Genomic DNA, 16999 nt, shown 5'->3' on the forward strand with positions numbered 1-16999 from the left:
CCTAGAGCTCGTGGTCCCGGGCCAGCCCCTCCCAGTCCACCTCCCGCAGTTCCGGCACCGCCTCGCAGCCCGAGGGCACGGTCGGGGTGGGCTGGAACCAGATCAGTACCAGGTGGGAGCGGTGCAGGACGGGGTCGTTGGACGGGGTCAGGGGGGTGGAGTGGAAGGAGCCGACGCAGGCCACCTCGGGCAGTACCTCCACCGGGCCGAAGGCGCCGGAGTACTGGTCGGGGTACTCGCGCGCGGGTGGGACCAGATGGACCGGCGTGTTCGGGAAGGCGCGTGCCGCGCAGTGCCGTAGGCCCCTGATCCTCATCTCGTTGACCGGCTTGCAGGGGTAGCCCTCCAGCATCCCGCCGTACGTGGAGGACAGCTGGAGCTCCGCGAGGTCGAGTGAGCGGCCGGAGGCGAGGACTACGCGGGTCAGGGACATGAGCGGCACCCTAGGGGGCTCCCGGATCTGGTTCTTGTGGATTTCACGGGCGGTGTCCCGTCATGCGGGCCGCCGACGCGATCGTGGCCCGTGCCTCGCGCTCCGTCAGGCCGGTGGCGCGGGCCGCCTCGACGAGCGGGGCGACCAGGGCGGGGCCGATGCCGTTCTCGTAGGCGCGGCAGGCCGCCCAGAACAGGCGGGTGTTGCGCTGGCCCTCGTGCGCGGCGAGGACGAACTGGACCAGGCCCTGGCCGTGGTCGCCCGCCCCGGAGGAGCGTGGAGAGGTGCGCGGCGGCGGGAGCAGGAGGCGGAGGAGGGCGGGCGGGCAGGGCGCGGGCGGCAGATGGGCCGTGCCCGGGGCGGTGGTGTAGACGCCGTGGTCGGTGCGGGAGCCGGGGCCGACGAGGTAGCCGCCGGCGCCGCGGATGTCGATGCCGGGGGCGAGCCGGCCGGCCGAGTTGGGGACGACGACGTCCCGAGGGCCCGTCAGCCAGAGGTGGCGGCCGCCGCTGGGGGTCAGGACGACGACCGTGGCGGGGATGGTGAACAGGTGGCGCAGGGCCAGTTCGCGCAGGGCGGCGGAGGAGTCCGTGCCCGACTTCGTGTCCAGGTCGACGCCGATCAGATAGTGCGGCGGCAGACCGCACGCGATGCCGTAGCCCGTCGCCCAGGGGGCGGCCGCGAACAGTTCCCGGATGCGCGCCGGGTCCGTGGTGGCGTCGTGGACGCCGTGGCCGAAGCCTCCGCACTCGCCGTGGCAGGGCGTGCCCGAGGGGTCGTCGCGGTGCGGGGAGCGCACCGCGGGGAGCTTGGTGCGGGACAGGGGGATGACGGCCAGTCCGCGTTCGGCGGCTGACAGGGCGTGTGCGAGGGCCAGCGTCGTGGCCTGCCGGGGGTGCCGGTCGGTGGTGGCCATACCTCTATGTTCGTACGTATGTTCGAGAAAGGGAAGAGGGGTCGAGCGTGACACGCCGGGCGGGACGGATGGGCGGGAAATGTGCGGGAACGCTTCCTCTCTTGCGGCACTTGGCCGCCGTTGTCCGTACTGCCCTGAGCTGGGGGTTAAGGGGCTTCAAAGGGGTTTATCGACTTGTCATCACGCTTGAGGGCGAATCACCGCTTCCGGGGTGGTTCGCCGGGGATTCGGTGGGCAACTCTGGTCTCGCGACGTCGTGCACAACACCGGGGCGGTTCGGCCAACTGCCTTGGAAGAAGCCGTAGTTCACGTGGTTCGAGGCCGTACTTCACGGCTTCGCGTACTTCCCGTTCTGGAGGAACAAACATGGCAAGCATCCGTACCGCCCGCGTCATCGCCGCCGTCTCCGCCCTCCCGCTCGCCGCCGCCCTGTTCACCGGCGTCGCGGCGGCGGACAACGGCGCCATCGCGGACGACGGATCGAGCGCGGCCGTCACGAACGCCTGGCAGGGCATCATCGGCAGCGGTGTGGGCGGCGACAACTTCGGCAACTCGTCCACCACTCAGCAGCAGGCGATCGGCTCCGGGGCGTCGAACCAGAGCAACACCGCCCAGGTCAACGGCTCCGCGTTCACGGCCATCAATCAGGGCAACGACAACACGCAGGTCAACTTCACCCCGCTGTGGTGGTGAGCTGAGGGCCGGTGCCGCGGCACCGGCCCGCTCTCTCCGGGTGGTGTGCTCCGTGGGGTGTGACGCGTCTGCGCGGCGGTGCTTCGGCACCGCCGCGCAGGCGTTTTTCCGGCATCCGGCAACGGCCTTGACAGCCCATCGGATCTGACGGACAGTCAGAAATCTTCGTGCGGTTCGCGGGAACCCGAGCGGCGCCTGCGGTGTACCAAAAGTGTCAGTGCGATGCGAGCGGGACACCAGTGGGCCGAGGGACGAGGGGGCGACATGGGCGGCAGGGGCGGCAGGGGCGGCAGGGGTGAGACGGACGACGGGCTGGGGCGACGGCTGAAGGCCTACGAGGGCCGGCCGGCGGCCCTCCGGGGCACCGGCAAGGACCCCGTCAACCTCCCCATGATCCGGCACTGGTGCGAGGCCATGGGCGACACCAACCCGGCGTACCGCGGCCCGGACGCCGTCGCCCCGCCCGCCATGCTCCAGGTCTGGACGATGGGCGGCCTGTCGGGTCATACGGGGCGCTCGGCGGCGTACGACGAACTGCTGGGGCTGCTCGACGCGGCGGGCTGCACCGCGGTCGTCGCCACCGACTGCGAGCAGGAGTACCTGCGCCCGCTGCATCCCGGCGACGAGATCACCTTCGACACGGTGATCGAGTCCGTGTCCGGCAGGAAGACGACGAAGCTCGGCAGCGGCCACTTCGTCACCACCCGCACCGAGCTCCGGGTGGGCCCCGACCTCGTCGGCACCCACCGCTTCCGCATCCTCAAGTACGCCCCCGCCCCGAGCAGACCCCCTCGCCCCCGCCCCGTCGTCAACCGCGACAACGAGGGCTTCTGGGAGGGCGTGGCGCAGCACCGCCTCCTCATCCAGCGCTGCACCGGCTGCGGCACCCCGCGCCACCCCTGGCTGCCCGGCTGCAACGCCTGCGGCGGGCTCGACTGGGACACGGTCGAGGCGTCCGGCGAGGGCACGGTGTACTCGTACGTCGTCATGCACCACCCGCCCTTCCCCGCCTTCGACCCGCCGTACGCGGTCGCCCTGATCGAGCTGCCGGAGGGTGTGCGCATGACCGGGAACGTGGTGGGGGTGCCGTACGACAAGGTGCGCATCGGGCTGCCCGTGCGCCTCGAATTCCGCTCCTACGACGAGGAGTTGGTGCTCCCCGTCTGGCGGGCGGACGCATGAGGCCGGGGGACGAACTGCCACCGCTCACCGTCCCGATCACCCGCACCCTGATCGTCGCCGGGGCCGTCGCCTCCCGCGACTACCAGGACGTGCACCACGACCCGGAGCTCGCGCGGGAGAAGGGCGCACCCGACGTCTTCATGAACATCCTCACCACGAACGGCCTGGTCGGCCGCTATCTCACCGACCACTTCGGTCCGACGGCCGTGCTGCGCAAGCTGGCCGTCCGCCTCGGCGCCCCCAACTACCCCGGGGACACCATGGTGTTGACCGGGCGGATCGAGGCGGTCGACGGCGACACCGCGACCGTGCGGGTCGTCGGGACGAACGGCCTCGGTGCCCATGTGACGGGCACCGCCACGCTCACCCTGGGCGGCAGGCCGTGACCGCGGCGATCGTCGGCATCGGCGCCACCGAGTTCACCAAGGACTCCGGGCGCAGTGAGCTGCGGCTGGCCGTGGAGGCGGTGCGGGCCGCCCTCGACGACGCGGGCCTGGCACCGGCCGACGTGGACGGCATGGTCACCTTCTCGATGGACACCAGCCCCGAGATCACCGTGGCGCAGGCGGCCGGGATGGGCGAGCTGTCCTTCTTCTCCCGCGTCCACTACGGCGGGGGCGCCGCCTGCGCGACCGTCCAGCAGGCCGCCCTCGCCGTCATGGCCGGGGCCGCCGAGGTCGTCGTCTGCTACCGCGCCTTCAACGAGCGCTCCGGCCGCCGCTTCGGCTCCGGGGTACGGCACCGGGAGCCGACGGCGGAGGGCGTGGCGCTCGGCTGGGTGATGCCGTTCGGGCTGCTCACCCCGGCCTCCTGGGTGGCGATGGCGGCCCAGCGGTACCTGCACACCTACGGCCTGACCCCGGAGGCGGCCTTCGGGCCGGTGGCCGTCACCGCCCGTCGGCACGCGGCGACGAACCCGGCCGCCCACTTCCACGGCCGCCCCATCACCCTCGCCGACCACGCCTCCTCCCGCTGGATAGCCGAGCCGCTGCGGCTGCTGGACTGCTGCCAGGAGACCGACGGCGGCCAGGCGATCGTGGTCACCTCCCTCGACCGCGCCCGTGACCTGCGCAGACTGCCCGCGGTCGTCGCGGCGGCGGCCCAGGGTTCGGCCCGAGGCCAGGAGCAGATGACCGGCTTCCACACCGGCGACCTCACCGGCCTGCCGGAGTCCGCGGTGGTGGCCCGGCAGCTCTGGCGCACGACGGGGCTCGGGCCCGCCGACATCGACGTCGGCATCCTCTACGACCACTTCACCCCGTTCGTACTGATGCAACTGGAGGAGTTCGGCTTCTGCGGCCGGGGCGAGGCGGCGGACTTCGTCGCGGAGGACCGGCTGCCGCTCAACACCCACGGCGGTCAGCTCGGCGAGGCGTACCTCCACGGGATGAACGGCATCGCGGAAGGGGTGCGCCAGGTGCGCGGGACGGCCGTGAACCAGGTCGCCGGTGCGGCCCGGGTTCTGGTTACGGCAGGGACGGGGGTGCCGACCTCGGGGCTCGTGCTGACGGCGGACGGATGAGCCCCCAGGGGTCATCCCGTAGTAGCCGGGGCCCTCTCGTCCACCCTCAGGAGGTGTAGCCACCCCCACCCCTACAACCTGAGAGGGAGTCTGCTTCGGGACCTCCGGCCGATGAGCGGACAGGGGGGCCGCTCCTAGCGTGGAGCCATGACCACACCCGTCTGCACCAGCGCTTCGAACGCCGCCGCACCCAGGGCGCAGACCCTTCCGTACCCGTCGTTCGCCTCGTACGTGAAGGCCCGCCAGCCGGTGCTGCTGCGTACCGCCCGGTCGCTGACCGCGAACCCGTGCGACGCGGAGGACCTGCTGCAGACCGCGCTCACCAAGACCTATGTGGCCTGGGAGCGCATCGAGGACCATCGCGCGCTCGACGGCTATGTGCGCCGGGCGCTGGTGAACACGCGCACCTCGCAGTGGCGCAAGCGCCGGGTCGACGAGTTCGCGACCGACGAGCTGCCCGAGCCGGAGCCCGTCCCCGGCGGCGACGACCCGGCGGAGCAGCAGGCGCTGCACGACGCGATGTGGCGGGCGATCATGAAGCTGCCGGCGCGGCAGCGGGCGATGGTCGTTCTCAGGTACTACGAGGATCTCAGCGAGGCCCAGACGGCCGAGGTGCTCGGCGTCTCGATCGGCACGGTGAAGTCGGCGGTCTCCCGGGCGCTGGGCAAGCTGCGCGAGGACCCCGAACTGTGTCTGGCCCGGTAGTCTCAGGGCGGATCGTGTTGTCAACGTGACGTGATCGATCGCCCTCCCCTAGTGACATACCAAGCGGTATGTGCGCAGAATCTGCGCAACCGTTACCACCGCGTAGGCAATGTCGCCCCCGGGAGGACACCGTGCTGAGCACGATGCAGGACGTACCGCTGCTGATCTCCAGGATCCTGACCCACGGGCAGACGATCCACGGCACCTCACAGGTGACCACCTGGACCGGCGAGGCCGAGCCGCACCGCCGCTCCTTCGCCGAGATCGGCGCCCGCACGGCCCAGCTGGCGCACGCGCTGCGCGAGGACCTGGGCGTGGCCGAGGACGAGCGGGTCGCCACCCTGATGTGGAACAACGCCGAGCACGTCGAGGCGTACTTCGCGATCCCCTCCATGGGCGCGGTCCTGCACACCCTGAACCTCCGCCTCCCGCCCGAGCAGCTCGCCTGGATCGTCAACCACGCGGCCGACCGGGTCGTCATCGCCAACGGCTCCCTGCTGCCGCTGCTGGCCCCCCTGCTCCCGCACCTCAAGCCCGTCGAGCACGTCGTCGTGGCAGGGCCGGGCGACCGGTCCCTCCTCGCGTCGGCCTCCGTCCAGGTGCACGAGTACGAGGACCTCATCGCCGGGAAGCCGACCTCGTACGACTGGCCGGAGCTGGACGAGCGCGCGGCCGCGGCCATGTGCTACACCTCCGGCACCACCGGGGACCCCAAGGGCGTGGTCTACTCCCACCGTTCGATCTACCTGCACTCCATGCAGGTGAACATGACCCAGTCCATGGGCCTGACCGACCAGGACACCTCCCTCGTGGTCGTCCCCCAGTTCCACGTCAACGCCTGGGGCCTGCCGCACGCCACCTTCATGACCGGCGTCAACCTGCTGATGCCGGACCGCTTCCTCCAGCCCGCGCCCCTCGCCGAGATGATCGAGGGCGAGAAGCCGACCCACGCGGCCGCGGTCCCGACGATCTGGCAGGGCCTGCTGGCCGAGCTGACGGCGAAGCCGCGCGACGTCTCCTCGCTCGGCCAGGTCACCATCGGCGGCTCGGCCTGTCCGCCCTCCCTCATGGAGGCCTTCGACAAGCTGGGCATGCGGGTCTGCCACGCCTGGGGCATGACCGAGACCTCCCCGCTGGGCACGGTGGCCCGTACGCCGGCCCATGCGGTCGGCACCGACCAGGAGTTCGCCTACCGGCTCACCCAGGGCCGCTTCCCCGCCTCCGTGGAGGCCCGGCTCACCGGCCCCGGCGGCGAGCGCCTGCCCTGGGACGGCGAGTCGGCGGGCGAGCTGGAGGTCCGCGGCCCGTGGATCGCCGGCGCCTACTACAACGGCCCCGGCGCCGAGCCCCTGCGCCCCGCCGACAAGTTCAGCGAGGACGGCTGGCTGAAGACGGGAGACGTCGGCACCATCTCCGCCGACGGCTACCTGACCCTCACCGACCGCGCCAAGGACGTCATCAAGTCCGGCGGCGAATGGATCTCCTCGGTCGAGCTGGAGAACGCCCTGATGTCCCACCCGGACGTCGCCGAGGCCGCCGTGGTCGCCGTCCCCGACGAGAAGTGGGGCGAACGCCCGCTCGCGACGGTGGTCCTGAAGGAGGGCGCGACGACCGACTTCACCGCCCTGCGCGCCTTCCTCGCCGACCAGGCGGGCATCGCCAAGTGGCAGCTCCCGGAGCGCTGGACGGTCATCGAGGCGGTCCCGAAGACCAGCGTCGGCAAGTTCGACAAGAAGGTGCTGCGCAGGCAGTACGCGGAGGGCGGCCTGGAGGTCACGCAGCTCTGATTCTCCATTGGCAGATTTGGGCCGGACATACACCGCGAAACGGGCGTAGGGCCGGCCCAAATCTGCCATTCACCCACTGGCCACCCTCCTCGTCCCTACGGCCGTGGCGCCCCAGCCGGTCAGCAGCCAGGCGCCCGCGACCGCGCTCACGCCGGTCCAGCCGAAGTGGGCGTAGGCGGGGCCCGCCAGGGCCGAGGCCAGGGCGCCGCCCGCGAAGCCGCTCACCACGTAGGCGGTGTTGGCGGCGGCCGGGGTCTTCGTGGTGGTCAGGGCGAGGGTCTGGTTCGCCACGTGGGAGGTGACCAGGGCGGCGTGGATCGCGATCGAGGCCGCGAAGAGCGCCGCCATCACCTGCCCGCCCAGCCAGAACAGCGGGACGGAGACCGCGGCGAGGAGATAGGCGGCCCGGACCACCTTCGCCGCGCCGAAGCGGTCCACCAGGCCGCCCGCGAGGGGCGCGACCGCGCTCGCGGTCAGCCCGAACAGGCCGAAGAGCCCGGCGGTGGCCGTGGACAGGCCGTACTCCGGGCCCGTCAGCAGCAGCGCCAGCGAGGTCCACAGCGCGCTCCAGGCGCCGAACATGCCGGCCTGCCGCAGGCACGCCCGCCACAGGTCGGGCGAGTGGCGCACGAGGCCGGGCAGGGCGGCGATGCCCGCAAGGAAGCCGGAGGCCGAGCCGGTGCGCCCGCGCTCCGACGGCAGCACGCGGGCGGTCGCCAGGCCCAGCACCAGCGTCAGCACGGCCGATCCCGCGAAGACCCAGCGCCAGCCGAACGCCTGCCCGGCGAGGCCGCCCAGCACGCGGGCCGCGACGATGCCGGTGAAGAGTCCGGCGACGACGGCGGCGACATGGCGGGCGCGTCGGTCGGCCGGGGCCCGTTCGGCGACCAGCGGGACGAGCAGTTGCGGGATGACGGTCGCGGCGGCGGTGACGAACACGGCGGCCGCGAGGGCGGCGGTGCCGGGTGCCGCGGCGCCGGCCGCGAGGGCCGCCGTGGTGACCAGGGTGAGGACGGCGACCAGGCGGCGTCGGTTGGCACGGTCGCCGAGCGGGGCGAAGAAGAGCAGGCCGACGGCGTAGCCGAGTTGGGCGACCGAGGCGATCCAGGCGACGGCGGAGGCGGTGGAGCCGTAGTCGTGGGCGATCAGCGGGAGCAGGGCCGCGACGAGGTAGATGTTGGCCGCCGTGACGGCGGTGGCGCCGGCGATGAGGACCAGGAAGGCGGAGCCCGGGCGGCGGGCGGGGGACGGTGTCCGTCGCTGTCGGGACGCGGTGGTTGCTGACGGCATGAGCGGGCGGGCTCCTTGGAGTCAGATCTAGCAACTAACTGGTTGGTTGGAAGAGTGAACAGTCTGGGGCTGCCGCCGATTCCCTGTCAACCAAATGGTTGGTTACTTGCCGCGCTACCCTGACCGCATGGCAGCAAGGGACCCCGAGGCCACCAAGGCCCGGATCTACGAGGCGGCGGTCGCCGAGTTCGCCCGGCACGGCATCGCGGGCGCCCGCATCGACCGCATCGCGACCGAGGCCAAGGCCAACAAACAGCTGATCTACGCCTACTTCGGCAACAAGGCGGAGCTGTTCACCCAGGTCCTCGGACAGGTCATGGTCGACCTCGCCGTCGCCGTACCCGTCGAGCCGGACGACGTCGACGGCTGGATCGACCGCCTGATGGACTACCACGCGGCCCACCCCGAGGTGCTGCGCCTGCTCCTGTGGGAGGGCCTGGAGTACGGCACGACCGAGCTGCCGGACGAGGCCGCGCGCAAGGAGCACTACCGCCACAAGATCGCGGCCGTCCGGGACGCCCAGGAACGCGGGGTCGTCACCGACGCCATCCCGGCCGGTGACCTGCTGTTCCTGCTGATCGCGGTCGTCGACTGGGCCGTGGTCGTCCCCCAGATGACCCGCATCCTGGTCGGCGACGAACCCACCGACCGCGCCCGCCTGCGCGCCTCCGTGAAGGAGGTCGCGCGGCGGATGATCGCGAAGGAGCAGCGGCCGGTCGGTAAGGAGTAGGGGCTGGTCGGTAGGGAGTAGTAACCGGCCGGTAGGGAGTAGTAACTGGTCGGTAAGGAGTAGGGGCTAGTTGGTGCCGATCCGCGCCAGCAGGTCCACGATCCTCGACTGGACCTCCTCGCTGGTCGAGCGCTCGGCGAGGAAGAGAACCGTCTCGCCGGACGCCAGCCGCGGCAGGTCGGCCTGGTCCACGGCGGCCGTGTAGACGACCAGCGGGGTGCGGTTGAGCTGGCCGTTCGCCCGCAGCCAGTCGACGATTCCGGCCTGGCGCCGGTGCACCTGCATCAGGTCCATCACGACCAGGTTCGGCCGGAACTGCCCCGCCAGCGTCACCGCGTCGGTGTCGCTCGCCGCCCGCGCCACCTGCATCCCGCGCCGCTCCAGCGTCGCGGTCAGCGCCAGCGCGATCTCCGCGTGCTCCTCGATGAGCAGAACGCGCGGCGGGTGCTGCTCGCTGTCCCGCGGCGCCAGCGCCTTCAGCAGTACGGCGGGATCGGCGCCGTAGGCGGCCTCCCGCGAGGCCTGGCCCAGCCCCGCCGTCACCATCACCGGCACCTCGGCGGCTACCGCCGCCTGCCGCAGCGACTGGAGCGCGGTCCGGGTGATCGGCCCGGTCAGCGGGTCGACGAAGAGCGCGGCCGGGAACGCGGCGATCTGCGCGTCGACCTCCTCGCGCGAGTGCACGATCACCGGCCGGTAGCCGCGGTCGCTCAGTGCCTGCTGGGTCGTCACGTCCGGCGCGGGCCACACCAGCAGCCGACGCGGATTGTCCAACGGCTCCGGCGGCAGCTCGTCGTCCATCGGCTGCGGCCGGGGGGTGTCGGAGACCTCGACCGCCCCGCCGGGACCGTCCAGCGGCTCGGGCCCCTCGGCGGCGTTCTCGTCCGGCGCCCCTATGGCGTACGACCGCCCGGTGCCCTCGGTCGCGGACGCCGGCCGGGGCTGCGGTTGCGGTTGCGGTTGCGGTTGTGCCGGGGTGGGCTGCGGTTCGGCCTGCGGGTGCGGGTGCGGGCGGGCCGCCTGCTCCGGCCGGGCCTCGGCGGGGTCGGGCCGCGTCCCCAGCTTGCGGCGCCTGCCCGAGCCGCCCGGCTGATGTGGGGCGGGCGTCGCCGACGGCTGCTGCACCTGGGCCGCCTGCCGCGTGAACGGCACGCCCTGCCCCAGCGTCCGCACGCTGATCGCCCGCCCCTGCGTGGAGTTCGGGTCGACCGCAGCGGCAGCCTCCGCGGGCAACGGCTGCGCGACCCGTGGCTGCGCAGCCGGGGCCTCGGGCGGCAGGGGCGTGCCCTGCGACGGCGTGGACTCCGGCACCGCCTGTGGCTGAGCCGCGTTCGGCGCCGCTACGGGCGTACCGGCGCCGGAAGTGTCCCCACCCGCCGCCCACGACTGCGCCGCGGGAGCGGGCGCCTCGGCCGCCTGGGCCTGCGGCTGCTCCTGCACCGGCTGCGCCACGGCCCGGCGCCGACGCCCGGTCGGCGCGCTCGTCGGATGCGGCTGCGGCGGCGTGTGGTCGTCGGACTGGTCGTGCGGCACGGCGTCGTGGCGGCCGTGGTCGCCCATCGAGTTGTTGACGGGGGGAGCGGGGGCGGGAGCCGGAGCGGCGGCGGGAGCAGGGGCGGGCGTGGGAGTGGGGCCGGGCGCTGGTGCGGCGACGGCCTGAGCCTGAGCCTGAGCCTGAGCCGGGACCTGTGGCTGGGCCTGCGGTGGGACCGGGGCAGGGGCCTGTGGTTGGAGCTGCGGCTGTACCGGGGCAGGGGCCTGCGGCTGGACGTGCGGCTGTCCCTGCGGTTGGGCCTGCGCCGGGACCGGTGCGGCAGGGGCCTGCGGCTGGACCTGCGCCTGACCGGCGACCGGCGCCTGACCGGGCAGCTGCCCTTGGCCGGGTACCTGTGTCTGACCGGCGGCCTGCGCTTGACCGGGCACTTGTGCCTGACCGGATACCTGCGTCTGACCGGCGACCTGCACTTGACCGGCGACCTGCACTTGACCGGGCACCTGCGCCTGACCGGGTACCTGTGTTTGCCCGGCGGCCTGCACTTGGCCGGTCACCTGCGCCTGACCAGGCACAGGTGTTTGCCCGGCGGTCTGCGCCTGCCCGGCGACCTGTGCCTGACCAGGCACCTGCGCCTGCCCGGCGATCTGCGCCTGACCAGGCACCTGTGCCGGGATCGGGGCGAGGCCCTGGCCTGCCGGGGCGTCCGTGGTTTCCGGGGCGGCCGCGGCCGCGGCCCCGTCCGGGCGGTCCGCCTCCGCGGGCGGCAAGGCGAAGACCGTACGGGGACTGGCCTCCTGCGCGGCGGCGCGCTCGTTCGCGGCGGCCAGCGCACGGCGACGGCGCCCCGTCGGCTGTGCGCTCTCGGCCGGGACGCCCTGCGCGGGCACCGGACCCGGCCCACCGGACACCGGCAGCGCCGGAGGCAGCGCGTGCTGCTCGCCGCCGTCCCGCCGGGCCCGCCGTCCGCCCGGCGCGGGCACGCCCTGCGGCGGTACGGTCCCGCCCAGACCGTTGCCCGAGGCCGCGGCCCCGGCGGCGTGCTCGGCGGCCGTCACCACGGCACCCTCGGCGACACCGCCACCAGCAGCAGCGCCCCCGGCGTCCTCGGCCGGTCGGCCGCGCCGCCGCCCCGTACCGCCGGAAACCTCCACGGCCGCGCCCTGCGCCACCTGCCCCTGCGCCACCTGCCCCTGCGCCACCTGTTCCTGCTGCGGCTGCGCGGCCTCGACCGCCCGCCGCCTGCGCCGCCCGGTGGGTGCCCCGGACTCCGCCTCGGGGGCGTCCTCGCCGTCGAGGAAGGCGTCGACGGAGGACCGCCGGGCCCGCCGCCGCCCGCCGCCGGAGGTGTGCTCGGCGTCCTCGGAGGCGACCGCCGACGGGTCGGCCGCGACCGCCCCGGCCCCGCCCCCGATCGGCACCTCCAGGACGTAGGCGTTGCCGCTCATGCCCGGCACCTCGTGCGTCTGGAGCACGCCGCCGTGGGCGCGCACGATCCCGCGCACGATCGGCTCGTGCACCGGGTCTCCCCCGGCGTACGGCCCGCGCACCTCGATGCGTACGACCTCGCCGCGCTGCGCCGCCGCGACGACCACGGTGTTGTCCATGTAACCGCCCGCCGACACGGGCGAGTTCCCGGTCGCGTCGACGCCGGCGACATCGGCGACCAGGTGGGCGAGCGCGGTCGCGAGCAGGCGGGCGTCGACCTCGGCCTCGATGGGCGGCGCGTGCACGGCGAACTGCACCCGCCCCGGCCCGATGAGCTCGACGGCCCCGTCGACACCGGCGGCGACGACGGCGTCGAGCATGACCTTCGTCCGGGTGATGTCGTCGGTGCCGGCGTCGAGCCGCTGGTAGCCGAGGACGTTGTCGATGAGGGTGGTGATGCGTGAGTAGCCGGCCGACAGGTGGTGCAGGACCTGGTTGGCCTCGGGCCACAGTTGCCCGGCGTCGTCCGCGGCCAGCGCCGCCAGTTCGCGGCGCAGCTCGTCCAGGGGGCCGCGCAGGGACTGCGCCAGCAGCGTCAGCAGTTGCTCGTGCCGTCCGGTGAGGGCCTCGAAGCGGTCCTTCTCCCGCTCGCCGAGCGCGGCGTAGCGCTCCTCGTTCGCGGCGAGCTCCTCCTCGTGCCGCTCGGTGAGTTCCTCGACCTCGGTGACGTGCTGCTGGCGCAGGGCGGTCAGCTCGGAGGCGTGTTCCTCGGCGAGCCGCTCCAGCTCCTCCTCGTGGGCCTTCTGCGCGGCTTCCTTCTCCTTGGCGAGCGCGTCGTAGGGCCGCCGGTCGGTGAAGGTCATGACGGCGCCGACGAGCTGGTCGCCGTCGCGCACGGGTGCGGTGGTGAGGTCGACCGACACCTGCTCGCCGCTCTTGGCGAACAGCACCTGCCCGCGTACGCGGTGCTTGCGTCCGGAGCGCAGGGTGTCGGCGAGCGGCGACTCCTCGTACGGGAAGGGCGAGCCGTCGGGGCGGGAGTGCAGCACGAGGGTGTGCAGTTCGCGCCCGCCGAGGTCGCCGGCGCGGTAGCCGAGTATCTGGGCGGCGGCCGGGTTGACGAGGACGATCCGCCCGTCGGTGTCCGTGCCCACGACGCCCTCGGCGGCGGCCCGCAGGATCATCTCGGTCTGCCGCTGGGAGCGGGCCAGCTCCGCCTCGGTGTCGATGGTGCCGGACAGGTCCCGGACGACGAGCATCAGCAGTTCGTCGCTGGTGTAGCCGTAACCGTCGTAGGCCTGCTGGCCGTTCTCCAGGGTCGCTGAGGTGACCTCGACGGGGAACTCGCTGCCGTCGGTGCGCCGGGCCATCATCCGGGTCGGCTTGGTACGGCCGCGCGGGTCCATGTGGTCGGGGCGCCGCATGGAGCCCGGGATCAGCTTGGAGTCGAAGTGCGGCAGCAGATCGAGCAGCCCGCGCCCGACGAGCGCCGTGCCCGGTGCCTCGAAGGCTTCCAGGGCGATGGTGTTGGCGTTGACGACGGTTCCATTGGCGTTGACCAGGACCAACGCATCGGGAAGCGCGTCGAGTATGGCTGCGAGGCGAGCAGCGCCTCGGGATGGCCTGCTGCTCACGAGACGCTTCCTCCCTGTTACCGCACCTTGCCGACCGCTCGGGCCATCTTGCCAACCGGCCCGCGACGTGTCACGCGAGGGAGTCTAAGGGCTGGGGTTGCGCTCGCGGCGCCGGATGAGAGCGAGGTCGCACGACGAAGTGACCCAGAACGTATGACCGTGTACGGCTGCTCCGCCGGACCTGCGCGCAACCTTTACGGACGAGTCGCAGGCCGGCCGACGACTCGTGACCCGTCGGTCCGCAGACCGGGCGGAACTCATGCCCCTTCGGTCCGCAGATCGGGCAGAACCGGCACGAGCCGGTCCCAGCGGGCGATCCGGCAGCCGTCGCCGCGGTCGAAGCGGGCGTCGACGGGCCGCCCGGCCCAGGTCCCGGTGACGTGGGCGGTGGCCGGTCCGCCGTACTGCATGGTGCAGACGCTGCCTGGCGGTACGGGGGCGAAGGCGTCCTTGCCCCAGCGGGACCCCCGGTCGAGCGCGGCGCAGGCACCCGCGGCGTCAGGGTGGTCGCCACCGGCGGGGTGACAGCGGAGGACGAACCGCCCGTCGGCACCCCCGCCCGCGTTCCTGACGGTGACGACGAGGCGGTCGCCGTCGTGGGGCGGGGCGACGGGCAGCGGGGCGGCCGTGCCGGGGTGGGCGGCGGCCGGTGCGGAGGTGAGGGCGGAGGCGGCGGCGACGGACCCGGCGACGGCGACGAGGAGCCGCCCGACCCGCCCGACCCGGCCGTTGCGGATGACCTGGAACATGACCTGACTAACGCCCACCCCCTCCGAACGTTGCGCACGCGCCCGACCGGCGAAAAGGGCTTTGCCCTGCGCCCCGCCTGCCTAGTACCGTGGGGGGCGATTGGTGACACCACGCTCGACTGTGTCATCATCGGCACGCACCGCTCGCGCTCGCGCGGGCCGGATGTGCTGGAGGCGTCGCCTAGTCCGGTCTATGGCGCCGCACTGCTAATGCGGTTTGGGCCTTAAAGCCCATCGAGGGTTCAAATCCCTCCGCCTCCGCCCATGGACCAGGGGGTCCAGCCGATCTCGGCTGGACCCCCTGGGTCGTTCTTGCCGCGGGTTCGCGGGTTCGCGGGTTACTGCGGGCGGGCGGAGCTGATCGTGTTCTTGAAGGTGGCCGAGGCGTTGCCCACGTAACCGGCCGGGATGTAGCCGATGGTGCCGGAGTAGTCGACGCCGGTGTACACGTTCCAGGTGACGTAGTCCATGTTGTGGTAGGACGCGGTGTTGTTGTTGACCGACTGGCCGGACCCGGCGCAGCTGCCCTTGAAGACGTCGTTGCCGAAGTTGCTGTCGCCGTAGAAGATGTCGAAGACGCAGCCCGCCTGGTTGGAGTTGTAGTAGAAGCCCATCTCGTAATTGGTGAGCAGGCCGTTCTTCTCGGTGACGGCCGCGGCGGAACCGGCGGTCGTGAGGGTGAGGCCGAGCGCGGCGGTGACGGCGCCGGCGGCGAGGCCGATGCGGGAGCCGGTGGTTCCGAACATGACATGTCCCTTCATGGACGCGACAAGTGGGGGCGCGTCCTCGGTGGTGGCGTGGTTATCTGTCCGCGCCGTCAGCCGACCAGGTCGGCCGCTTGCTCCAAGCGGTCTTCCTGCTGCTGCACGGCGAGTTCGAGGGTCGCGGCGTGCTGGTCGACGAGCCGCTGCTGATAGGCGGCCAGGACCGTGTACCGGACGCCGACGAGATTGACCTTCTTCTTGCAGGCGACGTCCGCCTTGGCCGCGGCGACGGCGGCGGGGGAGTCGAGGGCGCCCTCGAAGCCGAGCTGCCGTACGACCGCCATCGGGTCGGTGGCCCGGTAGCCGGCCTTCTTCATGCAGGCGGCCCACTCCTCGTTGTTCCGCCGCAGACGCGCGTCGGCGTCGCCCTGCGCCTTCGCCCTGGCCTTCAGATTGAAGACGAACATGATGTCGACGGCGTCGGCCTTCGGCGCGTAGAGCTTGAGATAGGACTCCCGGTTGCACCCGCCGACGGGTACGGACTTCCCGCCGACCTTCCGCTCGCTGCCGCCCTCCCGCTCGGCCTCCTCCTGGCTCATCGGCATCTCCGCCGGGGCGACCCGCTCCCCGTACAGCGTCAGCCGCCCCTCCGCGGACAGCTCCGGGTCGCGGGGGCGGTCGGCGGACGCGGCGCCGGGATCGCGGTAGCCGTACCGGGCGGCCTCCTCGGCGTCGACGACACCGAAGACACGCGAGTTGACCGGCCGCTCCGGCCCCCCGGAACGCTTCGGCGGGACGTACTCGAACCCGTACCGCGCCATGCACCGCACCGCGAGCCTGTCCTGCGCCCGCTCGAGAAGCCGCTGGTCGGCGGGCGAGGGGTCGTAGGCGTCGAGGGGGAAGCTGAGCCGGCTGGTGTCCGACATCGCGGGTATCTCACCCAGCGCCGGGGCGCTTGCGGCGGGCTCACTCGCGACCGGTTCGCTCGCGACCGGGGCGGCCACGGGACCGCCGCCACCGCTCCCGCCGCCCCCGCAGGCGGCCAGCACCAGCACTCCGGCACCGGCCCCGAGTGCACGGCACAGGCTTGCGTAGCGGCGGGCGAAGGCTGCGGCGGGCATGCGAGGTCCTCCGGGAAGACTGGGCAGGGGCGCCAAGCAGAGATCATCTAAGAGCCGGAGCCGATCCCCTGTCCACTGCCCGTGACCCCCCACTTCGGCGTTTTCGCAGCTCAGAAGGGGTATGCCTAATGGATTTCACATGGCGGCGGCGGTCATGTAATGTTCTTCCTGTCGCCGCGAGAGGCCCGGAGGGGCAAGGAACGGCGGGAAAACAGAACAAGCACTCGTAGCTTAACGGATAGAGCATCTGACTACGGATCAGAAGGTTGCAGGTTCGAATCCTGCCGAGTGCACAGCACGTCAAAGGCCCTGTGGAGTGATCCACAGGGCCTTTGCTTTATGCCTTGACGGCAGTGTTTGACGGCAACCGCCTTCGAGGGCCGATCAGACGGCTACCGGGACACCGGCCGCGCCGTCGTCATCGTCCGATCCGTTGCCGTCACCCCGCAATGCGTCCCCGACGCGGTCGAAGGCGGAGCGCTGGGAGTCGAGCCGCACGAAGGTGTAGATGTCCATCGTCACGCGGATCAAGGCGGCCCGCCTACGGCGGGCCGCGCGCGCTGGCGGCCACGGGCCGCCGCCGCTCCATGTCTCCGCCACCGCTCCGGCGGCC

The 16999-nt window shown here is 72.6% G+C and carries 14 protein-coding genes, 2 tRNA genes and 1 pseudogene; 9 read left to right on the forward strand and 8 right to left on the reverse strand.

Translation table 11 applies throughout. From position 1 onward, the window contains the following. Position 1: 1 nt before the first annotated feature. Entirely contained in the window at positions 2-433 is a 432-nt protein-coding gene (locus ICC28_RS39475; RefSeq protein WP_188293702.1) for a hypothetical protein, read from the reverse strand. Positions 434-476: 43 nt separating this feature from the next. Beyond that, positions 477-1349: a bifunctional DNA primase/polymerase gene (locus ICC28_RS39480; RefSeq protein ID WP_188293703.1), complete on the reverse strand. Its 873-nt coding sequence runs from the start codon at positions 1347-1349 to the stop codon at positions 477-479. A 366-nt stretch (positions 1350-1715) separates the two neighbouring features. On the opposite strand from ICC28_RS39480, the gene ICC28_RS39485 reads away from it, so the two are divergent. The 6 genes from ICC28_RS39485 to ICC28_RS39510 all read left to right on the forward strand — a co-directional run bounded on the left by ICC28_RS39485 (position 1716) and on the right by ICC28_RS39510 (position 7238). Beyond that, a complete protein-coding gene (locus tag ICC28_RS39485; RefSeq protein ID WP_188293704.1) occupies positions 1716-2042 on the forward strand; it encodes a hypothetical protein in 327 nt (108 codons plus the stop codon). 264 nt (positions 2043-2306) lie between these two features. Then, the gene (locus ICC28_RS39490) at positions 2307-3224 is read left to right on the forward strand and encodes a bifunctional MaoC family dehydratase N-terminal/OB-fold nucleic acid binding domain-containing protein (protein ID WP_188293705.1); all 918 of its coding nucleotides are present in this window, start codon (positions 2307-2309) and stop codon (positions 3222-3224) included. Next, positions 3221-3610: a MaoC family dehydratase gene (locus tag ICC28_RS39495; RefSeq protein WP_188293706.1), complete on the forward strand. Its 390-nt coding sequence runs from the start codon at positions 3221-3223 to the stop codon at positions 3608-3610. Before ICC28_RS39490 ends, ICC28_RS39495 begins: the two co-directional genes overlap by 4 nt. Continuing rightward, positions 3607-4746 carry a lipid-transfer protein gene (locus tag ICC28_RS39500; protein ID WP_188293707.1) on the forward strand — a complete coding sequence of 380 codons (1140 nt, stop codon included), beginning with the start codon at positions 3607-3609 and terminating at the stop codon, positions 4744-4746. The genes ICC28_RS39495 and ICC28_RS39500 overlap by 4 nt, the downstream gene beginning before the upstream one ends. A 147-nt stretch (positions 4747-4893) precedes the next feature. After that, the gene (locus ICC28_RS39505) at positions 4894-5451 is read left to right on the forward strand and encodes a SigE family RNA polymerase sigma factor (protein WP_188293708.1); all 558 of its coding nucleotides are present in this window, start codon (positions 4894-4896) and stop codon (positions 5449-5451) included. A gap of 131 nt (positions 5452-5582) precedes the next feature. Further along, a complete protein-coding gene (locus ICC28_RS39510; protein ID WP_188293709.1) occupies positions 5583-7238 on the forward strand; it encodes a long-chain fatty acid--CoA ligase in 1656 nt (551 codons plus the stop codon). 69 nt (positions 7239-7307) lie between these two features. On the opposite strand, the gene ICC28_RS39515 is transcribed toward ICC28_RS39510, so the two are convergent. Beyond that, positions 7308-8528 (reverse strand): MFS transporter, encoded by a 1221-nt coding sequence (locus tag ICC28_RS39515; RefSeq protein WP_188293710.1) that lies wholly within the window; start codon positions 8526-8528, stop codon positions 7308-7310. Between the two features lie 127 nt (positions 8529-8655). On the opposite strand from ICC28_RS39515, the gene ICC28_RS39520 reads away from it, so the two are divergent. Beyond that, a complete protein-coding gene (locus ICC28_RS39520) occupies positions 8656-9258 on the forward strand; it encodes a TetR family transcriptional regulator (protein ID WP_188293711.1) in 603 nt (200 codons plus the stop codon). 66 nt (positions 9259-9324) lie between these two features. Here ICC28_RS39520 and ICC28_RS39525 read toward each other — a convergent pair whose 3' ends face one another. After that, positions 9325-13812: a PAS domain-containing protein gene (locus tag ICC28_RS39525; protein ID WP_188293712.1), complete on the reverse strand. Its 4488-nt coding sequence runs from the start codon at positions 13810-13812 to the stop codon at positions 9325-9327. A gap of 257 nt (positions 13813-14069) precedes the next feature. Beyond that, positions 14070-14561: an SSI family serine proteinase inhibitor gene (locus ICC28_RS39530; RefSeq protein ID WP_188293713.1), complete on the reverse strand. Its 492-nt coding sequence runs from the start codon at positions 14559-14561 to the stop codon at positions 14070-14072. A 170-nt stretch (positions 14562-14731) separates the two neighbouring features. Here ICC28_RS39530 and ICC28_RS39535 point away from each other — a divergent pair. Further along, positions 14732-14822, forward strand: a tRNA-Ser gene (locus tag ICC28_RS39535). A 77-nt stretch (positions 14823-14899) separates the two neighbouring features. On the opposite strand, the gene ICC28_RS39540 is transcribed toward ICC28_RS39535, so the two are convergent. Next, positions 14900-15307: a hypothetical protein gene (locus tag ICC28_RS39540; RefSeq protein ID WP_188293714.1), complete on the reverse strand. Its 408-nt coding sequence runs from the start codon at positions 15305-15307 to the stop codon at positions 14900-14902. 71 nt (positions 15308-15378) lie between these two features. Then, positions 15379-16386: a hypothetical protein gene (locus ICC28_RS39545; protein ID WP_188293715.1), complete on the reverse strand. Its 1008-nt coding sequence runs from the start codon at positions 16384-16386 to the stop codon at positions 15379-15381. 220 nt (positions 16387-16606) lie between these two features. Here ICC28_RS39545 and ICC28_RS39550 point away from each other — a divergent pair. Then, positions 16607-16679 (forward strand) — tRNA-Arg (locus ICC28_RS39550). A 91-nt stretch (positions 16680-16770) separates the two neighbouring features. Here ICC28_RS39550 and ICC28_RS40990 read toward each other — a convergent pair. After that, positions 16771-16999: pseudogene (locus ICC28_RS40990) on the reverse strand (hypothetical protein); the annotation flags it as partial.

Origin of the sequence: Streptomyces sp. TRM68416 (assembly GCF_014596915.1) — a bacterium.
In the GTDB taxonomy this organism is placed as follows: domain Bacteria; phylum Actinomycetota; class Actinomycetes; order Streptomycetales; family Streptomycetaceae; genus Streptomyces.